Annotated in this window: 24 protein-coding genes; 4 read left to right on the top strand and 20 right to left on the bottom strand. The window is 31.1% G+C overall.

Annotation, left to right across the window (positions count from 1 at the left end; all coding sequences use genetic code 11):
- The first annotated feature begins 22 nt into the window (after positions 1–22).
- Entirely contained in the window at positions 23–952 is a 930-nt protein-coding gene (locus Q0870_RS00915; protein ID WP_298550215.1) for a VWA domain-containing protein, read from the top strand.
- Positions 953–1,066: 114 nt separating this feature from the next.
- On the opposite strand, the gene fbp is transcribed toward Q0870_RS00915, so the two are convergent.
- A complete protein-coding gene (fbp, locus tag Q0870_RS00920) occupies positions 1,067–2,074 on the bottom strand; it encodes a class 1 fructose-bisphosphatase (protein WP_298550217.1) in 1,008 nt (335 codons plus the stop codon).
- 121 nt (positions 2,075–2,195) lie between these two features.
- On the opposite strand from fbp, the gene Q0870_RS00925 reads away from it, so the two are divergent.
- Genes Q0870_RS00925 through Q0870_RS00935 form a run of 3 tightly spaced genes read left to right on the top strand, consistent with a single transcriptional unit; the run spans position 2,196 to position 5,783 of the window.
- Positions 2,196–2,675 (top strand): GNAT family N-acetyltransferase, encoded by a 480-nt coding sequence (locus Q0870_RS00925; protein WP_298550219.1) that lies wholly within the window; start codon positions 2,196–2,198, stop codon positions 2,673–2,675.
- Entirely contained in the window at positions 2,675–3,925 is a 1,251-nt protein-coding gene (locus Q0870_RS00930) for an aspartate kinase (protein ID WP_298550221.1), read from the top strand. Before Q0870_RS00925 ends, Q0870_RS00930 begins: the two co-directional genes overlap by 1 nt.
- A gap of 22 nt (positions 3,926–3,947) precedes the next feature.
- Positions 3,948–5,783 carry a lysophospholipid acyltransferase family protein gene (locus tag Q0870_RS00935; protein ID WP_298550223.1) on the top strand — a complete coding sequence of 612 codons (1,836 nt, stop codon included), beginning with the start codon at positions 3,948–3,950 and terminating at the stop codon, positions 5,781–5,783.
- A gap of 48 nt (positions 5,784–5,831) precedes the next feature.
- Here Q0870_RS00935 and Q0870_RS00940 read toward each other — a convergent pair whose 3' ends face one another.
- The 19 genes from Q0870_RS00940 to Q0870_RS01030 form a co-directional block, all read right to left on the bottom strand.
- On the bottom strand, positions 5,832–6,455 hold the full coding sequence (locus tag Q0870_RS00940; RefSeq protein WP_298550225.1) for a protein-tyrosine-phosphatase: 624 nt from the start codon (positions 6,453–6,455) through the stop codon (positions 5,832–5,834).
- 12 nt (positions 6,456–6,467) lie between these two features.
- Positions 6,468–6,977 carry a DUF6428 family protein gene (locus Q0870_RS00945; protein WP_298550226.1) on the bottom strand — a complete coding sequence of 170 codons (510 nt, stop codon included), beginning with the start codon at positions 6,975–6,977 and terminating at the stop codon, positions 6,468–6,470.
- 52 nt (positions 6,978–7,029) lie between these two features.
- Positions 7,030–7,353 carry a metalloregulator ArsR/SmtB family transcription factor gene (locus Q0870_RS00950; RefSeq protein ID WP_298550614.1) on the bottom strand — a complete coding sequence of 108 codons (324 nt, stop codon included), beginning with the start codon at positions 7,351–7,353 and terminating at the stop codon, positions 7,030–7,032.
- An 81-nt stretch (positions 7,354–7,434) separates the two neighbouring features.
- Positions 7,435–7,911, bottom strand: coding sequence for a YtxH domain-containing protein (locus Q0870_RS00955; RefSeq protein ID WP_298550227.1), 477 nt, complete (start codon positions 7,909–7,911; stop codon positions 7,435–7,437).
- 101 nt (positions 7,912–8,012) lie between these two features.
- Positions 8,013–8,777, bottom strand: coding sequence for a sulfite exporter TauE/SafE family protein (locus tag Q0870_RS00960; protein ID WP_298550228.1), 765 nt, complete (start codon positions 8,775–8,777; stop codon positions 8,013–8,015).
- Positions 8,778–8,801: 24 nt separating this feature from the next.
- Entirely contained in the window at positions 8,802–9,188 is a 387-nt protein-coding gene (locus Q0870_RS00965; protein WP_298550230.1) for a VOC family protein, read from the bottom strand.
- A gap of 3 nt (positions 9,189–9,191) precedes the next feature.
- Positions 9,192–9,650 carry a DUF1801 domain-containing protein gene (locus tag Q0870_RS00970; protein ID WP_298550232.1) on the bottom strand — a complete coding sequence of 153 codons (459 nt, stop codon included), beginning with the start codon at positions 9,648–9,650 and terminating at the stop codon, positions 9,192–9,194.
- 7 nt (positions 9,651–9,657) lie between these two features.
- Positions 9,658–10,164 carry a DUF4199 domain-containing protein gene (locus Q0870_RS00975; RefSeq protein ID WP_298550234.1) on the bottom strand — a complete coding sequence of 169 codons (507 nt, stop codon included), beginning with the start codon at positions 10,162–10,164 and terminating at the stop codon, positions 9,658–9,660.
- A 105-nt stretch (positions 10,165–10,269) separates the two neighbouring features.
- Positions 10,270–10,422 (bottom strand): LuxR C-terminal-related transcriptional regulator, encoded by a 153-nt coding sequence (locus Q0870_RS00980; RefSeq protein ID WP_298550235.1) that lies wholly within the window; start codon positions 10,420–10,422, stop codon positions 10,270–10,272.
- A 122-nt stretch (positions 10,423–10,544) separates the two neighbouring features.
- Positions 10,545–10,679 carry a hypothetical protein gene (locus Q0870_RS00985; protein WP_298550236.1) on the bottom strand — a complete coding sequence of 45 codons (135 nt, stop codon included), beginning with the start codon at positions 10,677–10,679 and terminating at the stop codon, positions 10,545–10,547.
- 3 nt (positions 10,680–10,682) lie between these two features.
- Positions 10,683–11,663, bottom strand: coding sequence for a 2-hydroxyacid dehydrogenase (locus Q0870_RS00990; protein ID WP_298550237.1), 981 nt, complete (start codon positions 11,661–11,663; stop codon positions 10,683–10,685).
- 139 nt (positions 11,664–11,802) lie between these two features.
- On the bottom strand, positions 11,803–13,173 hold the full coding sequence (gene mgtE / locus Q0870_RS00995) for a magnesium transporter (protein ID WP_298550238.1): 1,371 nt from the start codon (positions 13,171–13,173) through the stop codon (positions 11,803–11,805).
- A gap of 42 nt (positions 13,174–13,215) precedes the next feature.
- Positions 13,216–14,010, bottom strand: a complete 795-nt coding sequence (rsmA, locus tag Q0870_RS01000) for a 16S rRNA (adenine(1518)-N(6)/adenine(1519)-N(6))-dimethyltransferase RsmA (protein WP_298550240.1) — start codon at positions 14,008–14,010, stop codon at positions 13,216–13,218.
- Between the two features lie 35 nt (positions 14,011–14,045).
- A complete protein-coding gene (locus Q0870_RS01005; protein WP_298550242.1) occupies positions 14,046–14,366 on the bottom strand; it encodes a DUF4286 family protein in 321 nt (106 codons plus the stop codon).
- A gap of 243 nt (positions 14,367–14,609) precedes the next feature.
- On the bottom strand, positions 14,610–16,322 hold the full coding sequence (locus tag Q0870_RS01010) for a tetratricopeptide repeat protein (RefSeq protein WP_298550244.1): 1,713 nt from the start codon (positions 16,320–16,322) through the stop codon (positions 14,610–14,612).
- Positions 16,323–16,981: 659 nt separating this feature from the next.
- The gene (gene serS, locus Q0870_RS01015) at positions 16,982–18,253 is read right to left on the bottom strand and encodes a serine--tRNA ligase (RefSeq protein WP_298550246.1); all 1,272 of its coding nucleotides are present in this window, start codon (positions 18,251–18,253) and stop codon (positions 16,982–16,984) included.
- A gap of 104 nt (positions 18,254–18,357) precedes the next feature.
- On the bottom strand, positions 18,358–19,674 hold the full coding sequence (locus Q0870_RS01020) for an HTTM domain-containing protein (protein WP_298550247.1): 1,317 nt from the start codon (positions 19,672–19,674) through the stop codon (positions 18,358–18,360).
- Complete coding sequence (locus Q0870_RS01025; protein ID WP_298550248.1) at positions 19,664–20,599, bottom strand: bifunctional riboflavin kinase/FAD synthetase; 936 nt, start codon at positions 20,597–20,599, stop codon at positions 19,664–19,666. The genes Q0870_RS01020 and Q0870_RS01025 overlap by 11 nt, the downstream gene beginning before the upstream one ends.
- 58 nt (positions 20,600–20,657) lie before the next feature.
- Positions 20,658–21,176 carry a hypothetical protein gene (locus Q0870_RS01030; protein ID WP_298550249.1) on the bottom strand — a complete coding sequence of 173 codons (519 nt, stop codon included), beginning with the start codon at positions 21,174–21,176 and terminating at the stop codon, positions 20,658–20,660.
- Positions 21,177–21,180: the final 4 nt, after the last annotated feature.

Raw genomic sequence — 21,180 nt, forward strand, 5'->3', positions numbered from 1 at the left:
AATAACTTAAATCCAACAAAAAATGAAAAAAACAATCTCGTATTTAATTGTATTTACTTCTTTATTCTTTTTAACCAATTGTTCTGAAGATACCCCAATAGAGCTATCTCAACCCGAAGCATTAACTGTATCATCAGAATTTGCTCTAAAAATTGAACTTTCTTGGGATGAAGTAAAAAGTGCATTAGGATATAATATTTATCGTGCTGATTATGATTTCGTATTAGAAGATGCCATTTTTACTTTAATAGATAAAGTTGAAGGCTTGGAAACTTATACTGATATTTCTGTTAATTCAAGTTCACAATACTATTACAGAATTGAAGCTTTTAATGGCAATGTAGTCAGCGAATTATCTGTTGAAAGCATAGGCGAAACTAGAGTTATAACTGCCGAAGAAGCCTTTGATATTTTAGCTGAATATACTGGTGGATCAGTTTACGATGCTAATAATGCTTCAGAGGTGCCAGATGCAATAATCGAAATTATAAATGATAATGCAGTAGCTAATACAGACTTGGTATTCTTAATTGATAATACGCTTAGTATGTCTGATGATATTGCCCAAGTAAAAAGCTCTATCAATAATATCATTGCAGAGTTACCTTCTGGAGTTAGGTTGGGCATGGCTACTTATAATGATGCCAATACTACAACTGATTGGTATAACAGTATAGGTTTAGATACAGATTTTACTAATACCATAAATTTTTTGAACAGTATTTCTGTTTTTGGAGGCGGTGATTATCCAGAGTCAGTTTATGATGGTCTTTATTTGACACTAAACCAAATGTCGTGGTCTTCAACTTCTGAAAGAATAGTAATAGTAATTGGTGATGCCCCACCATTAGAAGGGTCTTTAACAAATTATTCTTTAAAAGATGTTGTTGATGAAGCTAATAGACTTGATATAGATGTAAACCTATATCCAATCTTAATTGATGGTTTTTAATAAAATTTAGGTAATAATAACCTTTCGAATTAATCTATTATTTAATTTGAAAAAGGTTTTTAACTTCAAAAAAAATGCGAACTTTTTAGTTCGCATTTTTTTGTATTCATTTTACTAATATACATTCCTCATAAACTCTTCTGCCTTTTCAACCATATTTCTACTACCACAAATAAACGGTACACGCTGGTGTAATTCAGTTGGTTCAACATCCAAAGTTCTAGTAAAACCATCACTAGACTTTCCATTGGCTTGTTCTGCTAAAAAAGCCATAGGATTACATTCGTATAGTAAACGTAACTTCCCATCAGGATTTTTAGAACTTTGCGGATATAAATAAATACCTCCTTTAATCATATTTCTATGAAAATCGGACACTAAAGAACCTATATACCTTGAAGTATAAGGTCTATCGTCCTCTTCTTGTTGGCAATACTTTATATAATTTTTAACGCCTTGCGGGAAATGAATATAGTTTCCTTCGTTAACAGAGTAAATATGACCATCTTCAGGGAATTTCATTGAAGGATGTGATAAATAAAAAGATCCAATGGCTGGGTTAAGTGTAAATCCATTAACACCATCTCCAGTAGTGTAAACTAGCATCGTTGACGTTCCATAGACGACATAACCTGCAGCAACTTGCTCACTTCCTTTTTGTAAAAAATCTTCTAATGTAACTGGCGTTCCTACTGGAGTAACTCGTCTATAAATAGAAAAAATAGTTCCAACCGAAACATTCACATCAATATTTGAAGACCCATCTAAAGGGTCAATCAATACAACATATTTGTTTTGATGATTTTCATCTTGGCTATTAATAGCTATAAAATCATCTTCTTCCTCACTAGCAATACCACAAACAATATTTCTTTTCGTTAACGTTTGGATAAATTTTTCATTAGCATAAACATCTAATTTCTGCTGATCTTCACCTTGAATGTTAGTATCACCAGCTGCACCAAGAATATCGACTAACCCTGCTTTATTAACCTCATGATTTACCACTTTTGCCGCTAATCGAATAGAATTTATAAGACTAGACAATTCTCCTGAGGAGTACTGAAATGATGATTGATTTTCAATAATAAACTCCCCTAATGTTTGCTTTTTTTGAGACATAAATGTTGGTATTGTTTACCACAAATATCTATAAATTTTAACAAATTACAGTGTTTTCGTTATAAATTAATACTATTAACTAATCTACTTTCAACTATATTTGACATATTAACTTGTATGTATGGAATTCAAAATTAGAAACGCAAAAAAAAATGATATGCCTCAGGTACATCATTTAATAAATGAATTAGCTGTTTTTGAAAACGAACCTAGGGCTGTTGAAGTAACTGTTGAAGATTTGCAAAATGATGGTTTTGGTGAGCATCCAGCATTTCAATGTTTCGTAGCAGAAGTCAATTCTAAAATTGAAGGTATTGCTTTAATTTACAACCGCTATTCGTCTTGGAAAGGAAAAATTATTCACCTTGAAGATTTAATTGTAAGTAAATCCATGCGCGGATTTGGTTTGGGTACTGCCCTTTTAAATCAAGTTGTAAAACACGGACATCAATTAGGCGTTAAACGCATCAATTGGGAAGTTATAGATTGGAACGAAAAAGCTATTAACTTTTATGAAAAAAAAGGAGCAAAAGTACTGCGCGATTGGGATGTAGTTTGGCTAGATGAAACAGGAATTAACAATTATGTAGCAAATTTATAATGCAAGTATTTAAGTTTGGTGGTGCTTCAGTAAAGGATGCAATAGGTGTAAAAAATTTAGCATCAGTCCTAAAAAAGGTTGGTTATAATAATACACTTATTGTGGTTTCTGCAATGGGAAAAACCACTAACGCTCTAGAACTTGTTATAAAAAACTATTTTGATAATAAAGCAGAGTTTCAAAGTTCTCTTCAAGAAGTAAAAAAATATCACAATGAAATTTTACTTGATTTATTTGAAAATGTTAACCACTTAGCTTTTAAAAAAGTAACCCATTTATTTGATGAATTAGACAGTTTTTTAAAAACTAATAAATCTCCAGATTATAATTTTGTTTACGACCAAACTATAGGTTTTGGCGAATTAGTATCCACAACAATAATTAGCGAATATTTAAATTTAATTGGATTAAAAAACAACTGGATAGACGCTAGAACTCAAATTAAAACAGATAATTATTACAGGCGTGCAAATGTAAATTGGAAAGACACACAGCAATTAGTTTCTTCGAATTTTAACACCTCTATCTTAAATATAACTCAAGGTTTTTTAGGTAGTGATTCAAATAATTTCACCACCACGCTTGGTAGAGAAGGTAGTGATTATACCGCTGCAATTTATGCCTATTGTTTAAATGCAAATAACGTAACTATTTGGAAAGATGTTCCTGGAGTATTAAACGCAGACCCCCGTTATTTTGAAAACGCTCAACTTCTAAATAAAATATCTTATCGAGAAGCAATAGAATTAGCGTTTTATGGCGCTTCAGTCATTCACCCAAAAACATTACAACCTATGCAAGGCAAAGAAATCCCTTTGTTTGTCAAATCATTTTTAAACCCCGAAGCCTCAGGAACTCAAATAGGCAAAAATACAACTCTAGAACCTATGATTCCTTGTTTTATAGTGAAGAAAAATCAGGTTTTAATTTCATTATCATCCTTAGATTTTTCATATATAGTTGAAGAAAACATAAGTGAAATATTTAATCTATTACATGAATGCAAAATGAAGGTAGATGTTATTCAAAATTCAGCAATTAGTTTTTCTGTATGTGTTGATAATATTTATAACAATCTTAATAAACTATTGCAGCATTTAAAAGCAAAATTCAAGGTTACTTGTAATGAAAATGTATCACTCTATACCATTCGCCATTATAATAATACAGCAATAAACCAAATTGAAACTGGTAAAACGGTGCTACTAAAACAATTAACACAAGAAACCGTTCAAATAATAACTAAATAGTTTATTTAGTACTTTTACACTCATGAGCAAACCGCAAAATTTAGGATTGGTAACCGCAAAAGAAGTTGCAAAAGCCATTCAACTTGATAAATATGGATTTATTGGAACTTTTGTAGGTTGGCTTTTAATGAAAGTACTTAAAATATCCACATTAAATAAAATATACAAACGTAACAAACACCTCAATGAACTCCCTTTTTTAGATGCTATTTTAAATGATTTTCAAATTAAGTTTGAAATTCCTGAAGAAGATTTAAAACGCTTACCAAAAGATGGTGCCTATATTACTATCTCTAACCATCCACTTGGAGGAATTGACGGTATTTTGCTTTTAAAATTAATGTTAGAACAACGCAAAGATTTTAAAATAATAGCAAATTTTTTATTACATAGAATAGAACCTTTGAAACCCTACATTATGCCTGTTAACCCATTTGAAGACAGGAAAGATGTAAAATCTAGTATTTCAGGGTTTAAGAATGCCATATTACATTTAAGAAACGGACATCCTTTAGGTATTTTCCCTGCTGGAGAAGTATCAACCTACCGAGATGGAAAATTAGTTATAGATAGACCATGGGAAGAAGCTGCTATGAAATTGATTAAAAAAGCTGAAGTTCCAGTAATTCCAATTTATTTTCATGCTAAAAACAGTAGGCTGTTTTATAAACTTTCTAAAATTAGTGATACGTTTAGAACAGCCAAATTACCATCAGAATTACTAACTCAAAAACACCGTACCATTAAAGTTAGAATTGGGAAATCTATTTCGGTAACCGACCAAAAAGAGTATGGAACACTTGAAGAATTTTCAGAATTTTTACGACGAAAAACATATATGCTCTCTAATGCTTTTGAAGACAAATCGAAAATATTAGACAATATATCATCCACATTAAAAGTTCCTAAGGCTCCAAAAAACATTGTTACCCCTGTTGATAATGGGCTAATGATTGCTGAAGTTGATGCTCTTCGAGAAAATGATTCTAGGCTTTTACAAAGTAAAAATTATGAAGTGTTTTTGGCTCAATCCGAAAATATGCCTAACATGCTTCGTGAAATTGGGCGGTTAAGAGAAATTACATTTAGAGAAGTAGGAGAAGGCACTAATGAGGCCATAGATTTAGATACTTTCGATAATTATTACCACCATATGTTTTTGTGGGATAATGAAAAGAATGTACTTGCTGGTGCCTATAGAATGGGTCTTGGTTCGCAGATTTTTAAACGCTATGGTATTGATGGGTTTTACTTGCAAGACTTATTCAGGTTTGAACCAGAACTTTACAAAATGATGAGCCAATCCATTGAAATGGGGCGTGCTTTTATTATCAAAGAATATCAACAAAAACCAATGCCTTTATTTTTACTTTGGAAAGGTATTGTGCATACTACGTTACGCCATCCAGAACATAAATATTTAATAGGAGGTGTAAGCATAAGTAATCAGTTTTCAAATTTCTCGAAATCGTTGATGGTTGAGTTTATGAAATCGCATTACTACGACCCTTATATTGCACAATATGTACATCCTAAAAAAGAATTTAAAGTAAAGCTGAAAGACGCTGACAAGGATTTTGTATTTGATGAAGCCGAAGCCGATTTAAATAAATTTGATAAGTTTATTGACGAAATTGAACCAGGTGCATTACGCTTACCTGTTCTACTTAAAAAATACATTAAACAAAATGCACGTTTAGTTGCCTTTAATGTAGATCCTTTATTTAATAACTCGGTTGATGGCTTAATGTACATCCGAATTGCAGATTTACCTGAAAGTACTGTAAAACCAGTTATGGAAGAGTTTCAAGCAGAATTAGAACAGAAAATTTTTGGTAATAATGATACAAAAGAATAAGAGGCTTTTTTTAAGAGCCTCTTATTCTAGTTCTTAAAAATATATTATCTATCTTAAATTAGAAAAAACATACTTCATTTCAGTAGCTATTTGCAAACTTCTATTAAAATAGGTTTCGGTTTGTTGCGGTGTTCCATCAGATTTTTTTGGGTCTTCATAAGTAATTGTTATACGTTTATCACTTCCAAAAACCATAGGACACCCTTTATCTGCCGAAGAGCAAGTCATAATTGCAGCAAACTCTGAAGCCGGGTTGAATTCATCACTAAACTGTTTTGAGAACGCTATAATAGCAGGTTCATTTCCTGAAAACTTAATGCTATAAACAGGATTACTTTCCTCAGAAAGCTTGCTGATTTTAAACCCTTGATTATTTAAAATTTCTCCAACTTTTGGAAACATGGCTGTGGCTTCTGTTCCTCCAGAATAACAAGATACGTTACTAACATCATAATAGGCCGCCATAGTTTGTGCCCAAATTTGTGACAAATGACTACGACGAGAATTGTGTGTGCAAATAAAATTTAAACGAATAGATTTATTTGTTTTTATCTTATCATTCAAATAGTCTATTAAAGGCTTAAGAATTGCTTTTCTGTCTTCTGAAATTTCAGTTATCTCTAATGCTCTTATGGTATTAGAAATGGCTTCAAATAAAATGGTGTTATTCATATATTTTTTTAATTAACAACAACCTGAACTAGGTGAGCAACAAGCTTCAGCTTTTTCTGTAATCTTCTCAGCAATTTCAACTACTTTTTCAGGTACTCCGCAAAGTTCTTTCGCTTTACAATCTGTTTTTTCGATGGCTAATTTAACTATTAAATTGCTTCCTTGTATTTCAAAATCATTAACAAATAATTGTGCTGTATGAAAGTTTGCATTACTATATTCAAATTTCACCTCAGAATCTAAATCATAAGGTTTTATAGAACCCACTTTTTTTAAAATAGCTATGGCTTTGTAAACAGTCATATATTCTGTTTTATCTAGCTCTTTTGGACTTTCCCAAAGTTGCACAATAGTTTCTTTCCAAGCATCAGTTTGAGCTCCGCAGTCTACAGAATCTACAGTAATGTGTTTTACTTCAGTAATGTGATAATTAGCACCAACTAACAAACCTGGTACATATTCAAATATTAATGATTTGTCTTTGTTTTGTTCTAATACATTAAATAATTCTTGTGTTTTCATAAGTTTAAAATTTTTATTCACCTGAGTGAGATAATAAAATGCCCTTTAAGGGCTAGCAACAATTATATTTAGTGTTATTAAAAAAGGCGTTCAATTGGTTTTGAATGGCCGTCCAGCGTTCCACATTTATACAGTAACACATACTCTTTCCTTCAACTTCCCCATTAAGCAAGCCAATGCTTTTAAGTTCTTTTAAATGTTGAGATATTGTGGCTTGAGCTAACCCAATTTCTTCAACCAAATCGTTGCAAATGCATGCATTTTGTTTACTAATATACTCTAGTATAGCTAAACGCGCTGGATGACCAAGAACTTTAAAAAACTGCGCCAAATCATTTTGCTTTTCTGTAAATATTTGTGTTTTTGTAACTCCCACTATTCTATTTATATATTGCAATATTACGATGTTGGTTTTAAATAAAAAAGCCAAAACGAAATTTTTTGACTTTTTTAACTTTTATAGTGCTTTAAACCAATTCTGGAAATGTTCTCCTAATACAGGTGTAAGCTTTTTTTCGCCACTTAATGCACCTACTAAACTCATTATCCAAAGAATTATCATTACTAAAATTAAAATCCATCCTACAACAGGAATAAACCATAAAACAAATGATAATATTAAAAGACCCAACATTTGTCTAATATAAAAAGACCCTAGGTCAGTTTTATCACTATTATTCATTACTAAGGCAATAACCCAACCTATAATAGTAATATGTGCTATTATTGCAACATTTTTACCATCACTTAAAACTTCCTTAGCATCTTGGGCAAACTCAGAAGCAGATTCTTTGGCTTCACTCGCAAACTCTTTTGCTTTTTCTTTAGCGTCGTCAGCAATTTCACTTGCTTTATCAGCTGCTTTTTTAGCCCTATCTTTAGCATCACCTAACATATCATTTAGGTCATCACTTAAATTTTTTTCATCAGACATTTTAATATTATTTTTTAGGTTAGATTGTAAAGCTAATAAAAAATAAGTTGCTTTCTAATTAGTATGTCACTTAAATTGCTCACTACAAAACAATTAATATTTTATTTAAATAACATTATAATACCACCAATAGCTGTTACAATTAAAATAAAACGCCTGTAGTTTACATTTGAAATGAGTTTAACAATATATGCTCCTAAGAAGAATCCTATAATAACAGTTGGAACCAAAACCGAATTTAAAATAAGTGTTTCTTTTGTAACCGTTTTCCAAACAAAAATATGAAAGGGTAGTTTAAACACGTTAATTATAAAAAACAACCATGCGGCAGTACCTATAAATTCATTTTTAGGGAAACGCATAGCTAGAAAGTAAATATTTGAAATTGGCCCAGCGAGATTACCAATCATAGTTGTAAAACCTGCCAAAAAACCAGTAGTTATGCCAAATAATTTATTGGTTGGAACTTTATTAGATTTTCTAGTTTCGGTATAAAACATAATACCTACTGAGACTATAATGATTATGGCCATAAGTCTTTTAAAAATCATTTCCGAAATATCATTTCCGACCCATACACCAACTAATACGCCAACTATCATCCAAGGAATTAGTTTTTTAATGATGTGCCATTGCGCATGTCTGTTATAATAAATAACGGCAAAAACATCTGCACAAATTAACATGGGAAGTAAAATACCTGTTGATGCTTTTTCGCCAAAAACAAAAGCAAGAATTACAACTATAATAATACCAATACCTTTTATTCCAGACTTAGATAAGCCTAATAAAAAAACTGCAAACCCAATAGCTACCCATTGCACTGCAGTTAAATTATAGGATTGGAGTATATCTAGATAAGTCAATAGTTATTACTTATAATAACGAATTTACAAAAAAGCAGAATCTATAGGTTCCCAAAGTTCAATTTTATTGCCGTCATTATCTAAAATCCAACCAAATTTTCCGTATTCATATTCTTCAACTTTACCAACAATAGTAACGCCTTCTTCCTTTAAAACTTTAAGTAATTCGTGTAGATTTTCAACACGATAATTAAACATAAAATCTTTTTTTGAAGGCTCGTAATATTTTGCGTCTTGTGCAAATGGACTCCATTGTGTTGAACAGTCTTTACCTTCTTTATCTTTCCACCAAAATGTACAACCATAATCATCGGTATTAAAACCTAAATGTTTTTTATACCAATCTTTTGATGCTTTTGGATCTTTAGTTTTAAAAAAAAGCCCGCCTATTCCTGTTACTCGATTCTTCATATTCTATTTCTTTTTAATTGTCGATTGATAAATATCTATCCATTCTTCTGTACTTACTTTTGCTGTTAATTCTCCAATTAAATCAAAAGGGATATCATCCATTCTTTTAAAACGAATACAGCTCTTACCCATATCTAGTTTATACTTACAACGTTTTTTGTATTCTAATATAAACCAGTCCATCAATTCTTTTTTCGAATAAAGCACCATGCTATAAACAGCTACGAAGTTTTTTTGAGATGCCAAATTCATAAATGGCAATGGCAATTTTGTATTACAATGGTAACCGTCTGGATATACTGAATGTGGAATTACATACCCTAACATACCATAACTCATGGTCTCTTCAATACCTTTTGGAAGATTATCTAAAATTTGTTTTCTCAATTTAGACATTAGGGCTTTTCTTTCTTCAGGTAATCCATCTAGGTATTGTTTTGGAGATGTTGCTTTAGATTGCATAATAAATTTATTTACGTTGTAGAATTAATCCTGAAATTAAAGAAATTATAAAACCAAGAATCATTACAGAAGCAAACATCATGAAAGCCATAAAACTAGGGCTACCATAGTCTTTCATTTGCTTTGTTAATTCAGCAGCTTTAACCTTTACTTCATCAGCAGATAGTGTCTCACCCATTTTTTTAATTGAATACTCTAAATATTCATTTGCAAATTCTGGGTTTATATAGCTTGTATAAATATAATCGAAAACAGCTACTCCTAAAGCGGAAAATAAGGCTATAAGCATACCTATTCCTATAGCTTTTCCTAAAGAGACTTTACCGTTATTTACTTTATCGCGGTAATGTTTAATTCCAAAATAAACAAACAACAATGAAAGTATCATGGAGGTGTAACCAATAAGTTCTCCATAGTCAAAATCAACACCCATTCCTAAAAGGAAAGGCAAACCAAATAATACAAATCCACTTATTAATGCATAAAGTCCAAACTTAATTACCGTATTTTTCATTATAAATTATGTATTTATTAGTAAACCAAAAGTAGGGTGATAGGAAGATAAGAAGCTCATACTAAAGTACTAAATTGATAGTACTTTGGAAATAAAACTCATAATTTAAATAATATTGAGGCTTTTTGAAATTTGAATGGCTTGCGTACGTCGTTTGGCATCTAACTTAATAAGTAAGTTTGAAACGTGTGTTTTTATAGTACTTTCTGAAACAAATAGTTTTTCTGCTATTTCTTGATTGGATAAGCCTAAAGCCACTTCTTTTAAAACTTCGTACTCACGCTTACTTAGTCCTAACTCTTCAATTTTTTGAAAATCTATTTCTGCATTAGAAGCAGGTTTTTTCTTTTGGGCCTTCTTATTAATAAATATCCCAATACCTAAAAAACAATGGCAATTATTGCCATAAGATATTCCATTTTTAAATCGCCACTAATTAAGGTGTACTTACTAAATTGAAATAAAAGTAATAATGCTAAAATAAGTAGTGAAAAAACAAGAACGGTTTTCTTCATGCTTTAAAACTTTGCTTTAATCTTATCTACAATGGTTTGGGCTAATTTTTCTTTGCTTTCAATGGTCCAACCTGCTACATGCGGAGATAATAATACGTTTTCTGAGTTTATTAAATATTGAAAGGCTTCTGGTAAATTTTCAATAGAACTTCGACTGCGCTCAGTTTGACATTCGTTATTCTCTGAAGATTTAAACAAGTTTTCAAAGGATGCTTTTTCGTACTCTAAAACATCTAAACCTGCTCCTAGAATTTTACCCGATTTTAGTGCCGAAACCAAGTCTTTTGTTACCACACTTTTACCTCGTGCCGTATTAAAAAACCAAAATGATTTTTTAAATTTATTAATGAACCCGGTGTTAATCATATTTAATGTCAATGGTGTTTGAGGTGTGTGTAAACTTAACACATCAACTTTTTCTTGGAATTCTGCTAGTGTTACTTGTTTTGCATCGGCATTGCCAACATTATCTTTTATATCGTAACACAATACCTCAACATCAAAACCTCTAAGTTTTTTTGCAAAGGCTTTTCCCATATTGCCGTAACCAATAAGGCCTACTGTTTTACCATCTAACTCAATACCCCTATTATCTTCTCTCAGCCATTTTCCTTGTCTAACCTCAGCATCTGCTTTTTTAAATTTGTTGAATAATGATAGTAACATACCCAGAGTATGTTCGCCAACTGCATTTCTATTGCCTTCTGGTGCTGAGATTAAATACACGCCTTTTTGTTGGGCGTAATCACAATCAATATTTTCTAATCCTGCACCTACGCGACCTATAAATTTTAGGTTTTTTGCTACATCAAGAAATTGTTTATCTATGGTGAAACGACTTCTTAAAACGATACCATCGTATTCATTAATTTTTGCTTCAATGCCTTCTTTTGAAGATGAATAATCTTCATGATTTGTGAAACCTAAATTGTTTAATTGATTAATTAGTAAATCGTGGTTGGTATCGAGGTGAAGGATTTTCATTTAAAATTAATTAGGTTACAAAAATACGATGTTTTTGTGTTAGGGATTGCAGAGGAAATCCTTTTTGTGAGGCACGAGTAAAAAGATTGAAACGGAAAGTCCTCCCGATAGCTATCGGGATTATGGTAACGGCCAAATACTATATCCCTAAAATCATTTTAGCAATCCAGAAATAGAGTAAAATTCCTAAAATATCGTTACTTGTTGTAATAAACGGTCCGGTTGCTATGGCTGGATCAATACCGCGTTTGTTTAAAAATAATGGTACAAACGTACCGATGAGTCCTGCAACAATAATAACGGCAACAAGCGATACTGAAATGGCTAAAGCAGTATTTAATTCTCCTTTAAATGCCCATACAAATAAGAATAAAAACAGGGCTAATATTACTCCATTAAGGGCGGCTAAAAGCATTTCTTTAATTAAACGACTATTGACACTTCCACGTACATCATCATTGGCTAAGCCTTGCACAATAATGGCGCTAGATTGCACACCTACATTACCAGCCATGGCTGCAATTAAGGGGGTGAAAAAGAATAATATTACGGCTTTTCCTGTAAAAAGTCCCTCGAAACCTTCCATGATTAAAAACGCGCCAATACCACCAACTAAACCGAGGAATAGCCATGGTAAACGTGCTCTGGTAAGTTCTAGAATGGTATCATCTGAATCTACATCGCCAGTTATACCTGCTGCCATTTGGTAATCTTTTTCAGCTTCTTCTTTTAGGACATCTACAATATCATCGATGGTAATTCTGCCTAAAAGAGTTTTGTTTTCATCTACAACTGGAATGGCTTCTAAATCGTACTTTGCCATGATTTTAGCAACTTCCTCTACGTTTTCTTCTACATTTACAGAATCTACATTTACTTTTACTAATTCTGATATTTTTCGCTCATTTTTGGCAACAATCAAATCTTTTAAAGATAACCGACCGATGAGCTTTTCTTCTTTATTTACAACATAAATAGAATGTACACGAGTTACTTCTTCAGCCTGACCGCGAATTCTACGCATACAACCAGCAACCGTCCAGGTTTCATAGACTTTTACAAGCTCTTTTGCCATAAGGCTACCTGCAGTATTTTCATCATAGGTAAGGAGCTCTTTAATTTCTTCCTTATGCTCTTCGTCTTCAATTTGGGCTATAACCGCCTGCTGACGTGCTTCAGGCAATTCTGCAATAATATCAGCAGCATCATCGGTATCTAACTCTTCAATTTCTTCAGCAATTTCTTTGGCAGAAAGGCTTTTTAAAACCTTTTCTCGATTGTCTTCATCTAACTCTGTTAAAATATCTGAAGTTGTATCAGAATCTAGAAGTTTTATAACATACACAGCCTGTTCTAGATTTAACTCATCTAAAATTTCGGCAATATCAGCATAATGAAACTCATCTAATAACGCTTTGAGTTCTTTATCGTTTTCTTGTTCGATAAATAATTCAACTTGCTCAATGAGTACATCTGTTAATTGAAATTGTATGTTTTCGCTTTCTTCCAAAAAAAGACACTTCGACTGCGCTCAGTGTGATATTAAATATTATTAACTATCTGCTTCGATTAATTGCGTAAGCTCAATAAAGGCTTGAACACTTAATTGTTCTGGTCGTTTGCCAAATATACTATTTGCTTTTAAATTATCAGATAAATTGAATGTTTTTAAACTGTTACGAAGTGTTTTTCTACGTTGTTGAAAAGCTGCCTTTACAACTTTAAAAAAGAATTTATCATCGCATGGCAATGTGTAATTTTCTTTTCGAGTAAGCCTTAAAACACCCGAATCTACTTTTGGTGGTGGATTAAAAACATTTGGTGGTACCGTAAATAAATATTCGGCATCATAAAAAGCCTGAGTTAACACTGAAAGAATACCATATACTTTACTACCTTCTTTTGAGCAAATACGTTGTGCAACTTCTTTTTGAAACATGCCTGAAAATTCAGGAATTTGATCTCGCATTGCTAAAGTTTTAAAAACAATTTGAGTAGAAATATTATACGGAAAGTTACCAATAATAGCAAATGGCTCTTGATTGAACACATCGTTTAAATCGTATTTTAAAAAATCTTTTTCTATAATTCTGGGAGCTAGGTTTAAGTAGTTAGCTTGTAAATACGCTACTGATTCTGAATCAATTTCGATAACATAAGTTGTAATATCTTTTTTGAGTAAATACTTAGTAAGTACACCCATACCTGGCCCAATTTCTAAAACATTTTTGTAGTTCTTTAAAATGAGGGTGTCTGCAATTTTTTTAGCCACAGTTTCATCATTTAGAAAATGTTGCCCTAAATATTTTTTTGCTTTTACTTGATGTTGATTGGGTTTGTATGCCACAAATTTATGGTTGTTTTTATGTTTAACTAAATAAACTATTTAAAATTCACGGTATATTCATCTACTATCTGTAGCTCGGTTCTAAAAGCTAACATTTTATCTGCAAATTTTTTCATACCATCACTTCTTAATTTTTCAGCATCTTCTTTATAATAAGCGTCTAAAGCTTCTCGTGAGTATGAACGGTATTGAATGGAATAGGTAACTCCCATATCCTCTTCTACTAAAACCTGAGACAAAGTTGCTTTTTCAAATTTCCCTGTACCTAAAACTTTTGGAATATGTTCTTTTATCCAAGTGAGCCATTCGTCGTGAATAGATTCGTCGATGTTTACTGTTACGTTATATATGATCATTTTTATTTATAATTTTTTTGCAAATAACAGAAGTTCTTCATTATCATCTAAACGTTTAATCTTTTTTTATTTATAAAACCCAAAACCTTGTGTTTTATATAAGCTACTGCATCTTTATCTGTTTAATACTTCTATCTCCAATATATTTTAACCAATGTAGTGAGTTTACCAATGTTTTAAAAAATAGTGCATCGGTAAGCTAGAATTTTTCAATTATTAAGCGATCAGTTTCTGCAATCATAATTAATTTATAGCATCGCCCCTTAAGGTTCTATAGCGCTTTCTGGCATCCACGAAATAAATGCTATCGGCATGATTAAAAATAATTTTTTCGTACAAAGCTTTTGCTTTTTCAGAACCATTTAGTTGTTTCTCATATATTTCTGCCAAATGATAAAGAGCATCGTCAATTAATATTCCATCTCTATAATTATCGATAATAGCTTGGTAATTAACAATGGCTTTTTCAAATTGAGATTTTAATTCAAATAACTGGGCTTGTTTATATAAAGCTTGAGCAATTATAGGTTCAGTTTTATGTTCTTCAAGAATTTTGTTAAGTAAAATAATAGCTTCATCATTTCTGTTTTGAAACGCCAATAAATCTGCTTTTGCATAACGTTTTAATGCTGTTTGTAATGAATCTTCATATTTATTATCAGATATAAGGAGCTTTAAATCTAAAGCATCATTAGCTATAAGTTGAGATGTTGAAGCTTTTAATATTTTAAGCTGAGATTCAGCCCATTTAAAATCGCCTTTATAGTAACTTGCCTTTGCCACTTTAAAACGAGCCTCTTGAGAAATGGTACTGTTTTTAAGATTACGTTGAATTTGTGTATAATAAATTAATGCTTTGTTGAATTTTTCTTGCAGTATTAAAATATCACCTAATTCCAGCTTTACTTTAGCTTTTTCCAGTGTTGTTAATGGCATTTTTAAACTTGTTTCTAAGAATTTTGAGGCTTCTTGTGTTTCATTTAAATAGAAAGCTAAAAAATGTGCATATGAAATTTGCAATTCTAAAGTTTCAGGTTGTTCTCCAAAGGTTTTTAATAGCTCTAAATATCTACTTTTAATAACGCCATAATTGGATTTCGAGCTCTCTTTAATATTTATCTTAATTAAATTTTGATGTGCCTTTAACTTTGTTTGGGTATCTTGGGTTGTTTCTATAATATAATTGAAAATATCTTGGGCTATTTTTTGGTTCTCGTTTGAAGCCATTAAAGCTATCTCTTCTATTCTACTTAAGCTTTCTGGTTGCCTTTTATAAATTGCCTTTTCTTGAGTAAATGCCTTTTTAAAATCTTTTTGTTGAATAAACAGCCAACTTAGCAACTCGTTCCAAAGTATATCTGGCTCCAGTTGCATTCTTTTTATAAGTAATTTTCGAAACAAAACATTATTTTCATTGGCACTATCTTCACTTATAAAGTCATTAATAGCACGTTTTACGTCTCTAACAACTATAGGGTTAGAATCTGCAAAATTCAAATAACTATTAAACATTTTTTCAATATTGCCTTGCTCGCCATAAATCTGAGCCAGCTGAACGTTAAAATTAAAATCGGGGTTTAAAGTTGTTGCTTTTTCATAAGATATTACGGCTTGGTCTAAAAGCGAATGGTTTTGAAAACTTCTAGCTATACCAAATACATGACTTGGCTTAACATCAATAAATGAAATTGCTTTTTGATAGTTTTCATTTGCTCTTTGGAAATCGTTTTTAAGCTGATAATTATATCCTAACTCAACCAAAAAAGCTGGGTATTTAACACGTTCCATTAGTTTTACTAAAAACAATTCGGCTTCATCATATTGCTCTAATTGTTGATGCGTGCTTATAATTTGATTAATATAATTAATATTTGAGGATGATTCAGCATACAATTTTTTATACTCAATCAATGCCTTTTCATATTCCCCTTTTTGAAAATAGTCTTTAGCAAGCATAGCATTTTGTGAATACAAAACACTAGTTATAAATAAGCATAAAATTAAAATATAGCGCATACGGTAAATATAACAAATGTAGGGTGTTGATATTGCAAAAGTTATTATAAAAAGTGGATTTGATTATGAGATTCCGATAGTTATCGGAATTAATTCAACTAATTAATTTACTATGGTCAAAAAAGACCTTTACAAATTAAGGTTTCATTAAAAAAAAGTGCCCGATAAAAATCGGGCACTTACCAACCAAAAATAATTTTCTATTAACTACTTGTTAATTAAATACTCGATTGGGGACAGTCTTTGAATTCTTAAACTAAATTAAGAACGACTATTTTCAAAAAATGTTATTGGATTGCAACAAGACTTTTAAATGAAAAAATCCCTATTTACTCGCAATGGTTGTTGTGTTATCTTCGGATTTAAACAATTCGAAATCTGAAGATAAAACTTTAGTTGCGAAAAAAATCAAAGTAATTAATAAGACAATACGCTTAAAATTCTTCATAATCAAGTAGGTTAAAAGATTTGGTTAAGCGAACTTGTGAAATATATATTAAAAAATCAAGGAATTTATTTTAAATTCGTTAAACAACATGATTAACTTGCATTTCGTCGTTAAAAAAGAAACAAACCAAGCTATTATGTAAGTTTTTGCTTTAATTTATGATTTTGAAACCTGTATAAGATTGAAGCACTTCAGGGACTAAAATACCCTCTTCAGTCTGATAGTTTTCAAGGATTCCAGCCAATACTCTCGGTAATGCCAAAGAGCTTCCGTTTAGAGTATGCGCCAATTCATTTTTACCTTCACTATTTTTAAATCGAAGTTTTAAACGATTGGCTTGAAAGGTTTCAAAATTTGAAACTGAAGAAACTTCTAACCACCTGTCTTGAGCTGTTGAAAACACTTCAAAATCATAAGTTAATGCAGATGCAAATGTGACATCTGCCCCACATAAACGTAAAATTCTATATGGCAATTTTAATTCTTTTAAAATATCTTTTACATGGTCAACCATCCTCTCCAAAGCTTTATAAGATTTACTAGGATGTTCCACTCGAATAATTTCAACCTTATCAAATTGATGTAGTCTATTTAAACCTCTTACATGTGCACCATAACTTCCTGCTTCTCGACGAAAACACGGCGTGTAACCTGTAATACTTACTGGAAGTTCACTTTCACTTAAAACCACATCTCTAAAAATATTAGTCCCAGGAACTTCAGCAGTTGGTATTAAATACAAATTATCTTCAGTAACATGATACATTTGCCCTTCCTTATCGGGTAACTGCCCCGTGCCCAAAGCTGAAGCTTCATTTACCATAAGTGGCAATTGATATTCGGTATAACCAGCCGCTGTATTTTTGTCTAAAAAATAAGCTATTAAAGCACGTTGTAATCTGGCACCTTTTCCTTTATAAACAGGAAATCCAGCTCCTGTAATTTTGTTTCCTAATTCAAAATCTATTATATCGTATTTTTTAGCTAATTCCCAATGCGGTAAGGCACCACCATATAATTTTGGAATGTCGCCTTCTTTAAAAATTTCTTCATTATCTGCCTCAGAATTTCCTCTTGGCACAGAATCATGAGGGACATTTGGAATTTTATAAAGTAACTCATTTAAAGCTTCTGTTTTGCTGCTTAATGCTTCAGCTAATTCCTTTGAAGCCTCTTTTAATTGACTTGTTTTTTCTTTAAGAAGATTAGCCTTTTCAACTTCACCAGATTTATATAAATTCCCAATTTCTTTTGATAAGGTATTAGATTCAGCCAAAGTATTATCTAACTCTGTTTGAAGTCGTCTTCTCTCTTCGTCAAAATTAATAACATTATTAATCATTTGTGTAGCATCAATATTTCGTTTTGCTAATCGCTCAATAACTAATGCTTTGTTTTCTCTAATAAAAGGAACTTGTAACATGACTTGAAAATTTAAGGGACAAATTTAAGGAATTGAATAGAGAGTAAAGACATATTTTTGAACTAACTATACCGAAATTAATATATAGATAATTGTCTTTTAAATCACTCTTTTATTGAGGGTAAAATCCAATGGCTATGTTTAAAAACTTCCCACTCAACATTTGCAATATTAATATCTGGATTGATTAAGGTTTTATAAGGCTTTCCATTAATACTAACTTTACTATTTATATAAACAGCAACATCTTGCCCTTTACTTTTAAAATCTTGTTTTAAACGTTGCGCAAATTGCCACATCACATCTGGCTTTGTACTTGCAGAATTTTTTTGTTTTGCACTTAAATATTTGTTTAAATTAATATAAGTGCGTTTTCCTGTATCCTTATTTTCAACGTAATATGAGGTTTGCCCACTTTTTACGCGTAGCATCATTCGCCACGATAGTCTATGCCCTTCTTCTGTCCAAAGCACATTATCTTCAATAAAATAATGTCTTAATGGTAAGCCTATTTGAATGATAAAATAAACTGAAAAAATTATAATTAGCGGTATTTTTAATGGCGAAACGAGAACTTGAGTTTCACTATAAAACGGCTTCTTTTTTAAAAACAACTTTTGAATAACTTCTGGTTGAAAAAAGAATAATGAAAATGCCAAAGACATGTAAGGAAAAATACCTATTTGAAATATAAATGAATTGAATAAATGAAAGAAAATAGAAACTACAAAAGCATACTTTCTTGTTCGTTTTAATAATAGTAAAGGAACTATTAAGCCATCAAATAAAATGCCTCCATAAGCCAACACATAATGCAGCCACTTTTGCTGAAGAAAATCGCCAACAAAAACATAATCTTTTTTACCCTTCATCATTAACTCAATAACTGATGTATCTAACCAATCTGGGTATAATTTTGCAATAGAGGCATAAGAATAAACAATAAAAAGCTGAAGTATAATTACCCATCGACACCATTGTGGCATGGAATAACTTTTAATTTCTGGGTTTAATTTGGCATCTACAGAAGCATATTTATGCGCTGGAAGAAACGCCATAATTCCACTTAAAAGCATCAACAAATAATAATGGTTATTATATGAAGATTTTTGCATTAGGTATGTCGTGGACCACATAATTGCAAATGCTAATGTGCTAAATCGGTATTTATAACCCACTATAATTAGCAAACCAAAAATGCCCATAATAGCATAGTAATAGTACATGCCATTTCCTGGTAGTGGTTGTAAAAACTCAAAACCAATAAAATTAAAAGTGAAATCTGGCTCAACCAAGGTGCGTTTTACCCACCCCGTAAAAATTGCACCAACCGATTCCAAAAAACAGAGTAATCCAAAAATAATCCTGAAAACTACTAAAGCCGAATTATCAATATGTTTAAAAAGTTGATTATTTAACATTTTGGTTTGAAACGTATTCTAAAACCGTGTTTTTGTCTTTTACTAATTGAAGTTTTAGTGCTTCAACCGATTCAAACTTCTGTTCATCACGAATTCTATTTAACAAATCTATTTTAATGGTTTCTCCATAAATATCATCATTAAAATTTAAAAAATGAACCTCAATAGTTTGTTTGCTGCCATTTACGGTAGGGTTCATACCTATATTCATCATGCCATAAATAAGTTTATTTTTAATTATAGCATTTACAATAAATGAACCTTGTTTAGGTATAATTTTATAATCCTCTTCTATTTCAATATTAGCGGTTGGAAACCCTAATTGTTTACCTAAACCTTTACCCTTTGACACTTTACCTGTAAGCATAAATGGATACCCCAAATAAGTATTAGCTCTTTCTATATCGCCTTCAATTAAAGCATTTCTAATTTTTGTTGAACTTACTGCAACATCATCAATATCTTGTGACGAAATTTCTTCTACTTCAAAACCATGAGTTTCACCAAATATTTTTAAATCATTAATATCTGCATTTCTATTTCTACCAAATCTATGATCATAACCAATTATAACTTTTTTTGCCTTTAGTTTGTAAACTAAAATTTGCTTAACAAAATCTTCGGCTGAAAGTCTTGAAAACTCATGTGTAAACTTTTTTATGACTAAACATTCTAATCCTAATTCAGCTAAAATATCATGACGTTCATCAATAGTGTTAATAAGTTTAATATTTGAATCTTTTTGCAATACCATTCGAGGATGCGGAAAAAATGTAAGAATTACAGATTGTAAACCTTCCGATTTTCCAGTATTAATCATGTGTTTGATTATTTTTTGATGTCCAATATGAACGCCATCAAAAGTGCCAATAGTAACAACAGTTTGCTTATCTGGTAAGGTATTTAAACTACGCTTCGTTTTCAAGCTTTTACATTTTACACAAAACTAGTTATAATGTCCCTTAAAACAAATTTATAAGAGTCTATTGTAAGCTAAAAGTATGTTTTATTTCATTTATAATTTGTGGAACTTCGTCTACCTTAAAACCTAAGTGAAGTTGAAAATTTTTATCATCTATCTTAGTTATTGATAGTTTACCATGACGTATTTTATAATACCCCGTTTGGCCTTTGCAATAACACCATCTTGCAAAAACAAGTTTTTCATTTTTTAAATCTGTGGTTTCAAATAGAAATTTATTTTTATCTAATTCAATAAAAATTTCTTCTCTATAGTCATTATCCTGATAACTGGCGTCTCCTTGTTTTTTATATTCAAACTTTAATACAACATGATTCCCATTTATTATCTCTGGATACATGCCTTGCAATTCATCGGTTTTAATTTGAAGTACTTTGTTTTCAATTATTTCAAACGAACAAGTGCCATTTTCTGGGCATGCAATTTTATCAACTTCCTTTGATATAGTAGGTTTTGAATCAACTTTAGCCTTACATGAAACCAAACCAACCACTAAAAAAAACATATATAAATACCTCATAAAC

It is taken from the genome of uncultured Algibacter sp., from assembly GCF_947487575.1.
Classification (GTDB): Bacteria; Bacteroidota; Bacteroidia; order Flavobacteriales; family Flavobacteriaceae; genus Algibacter_B.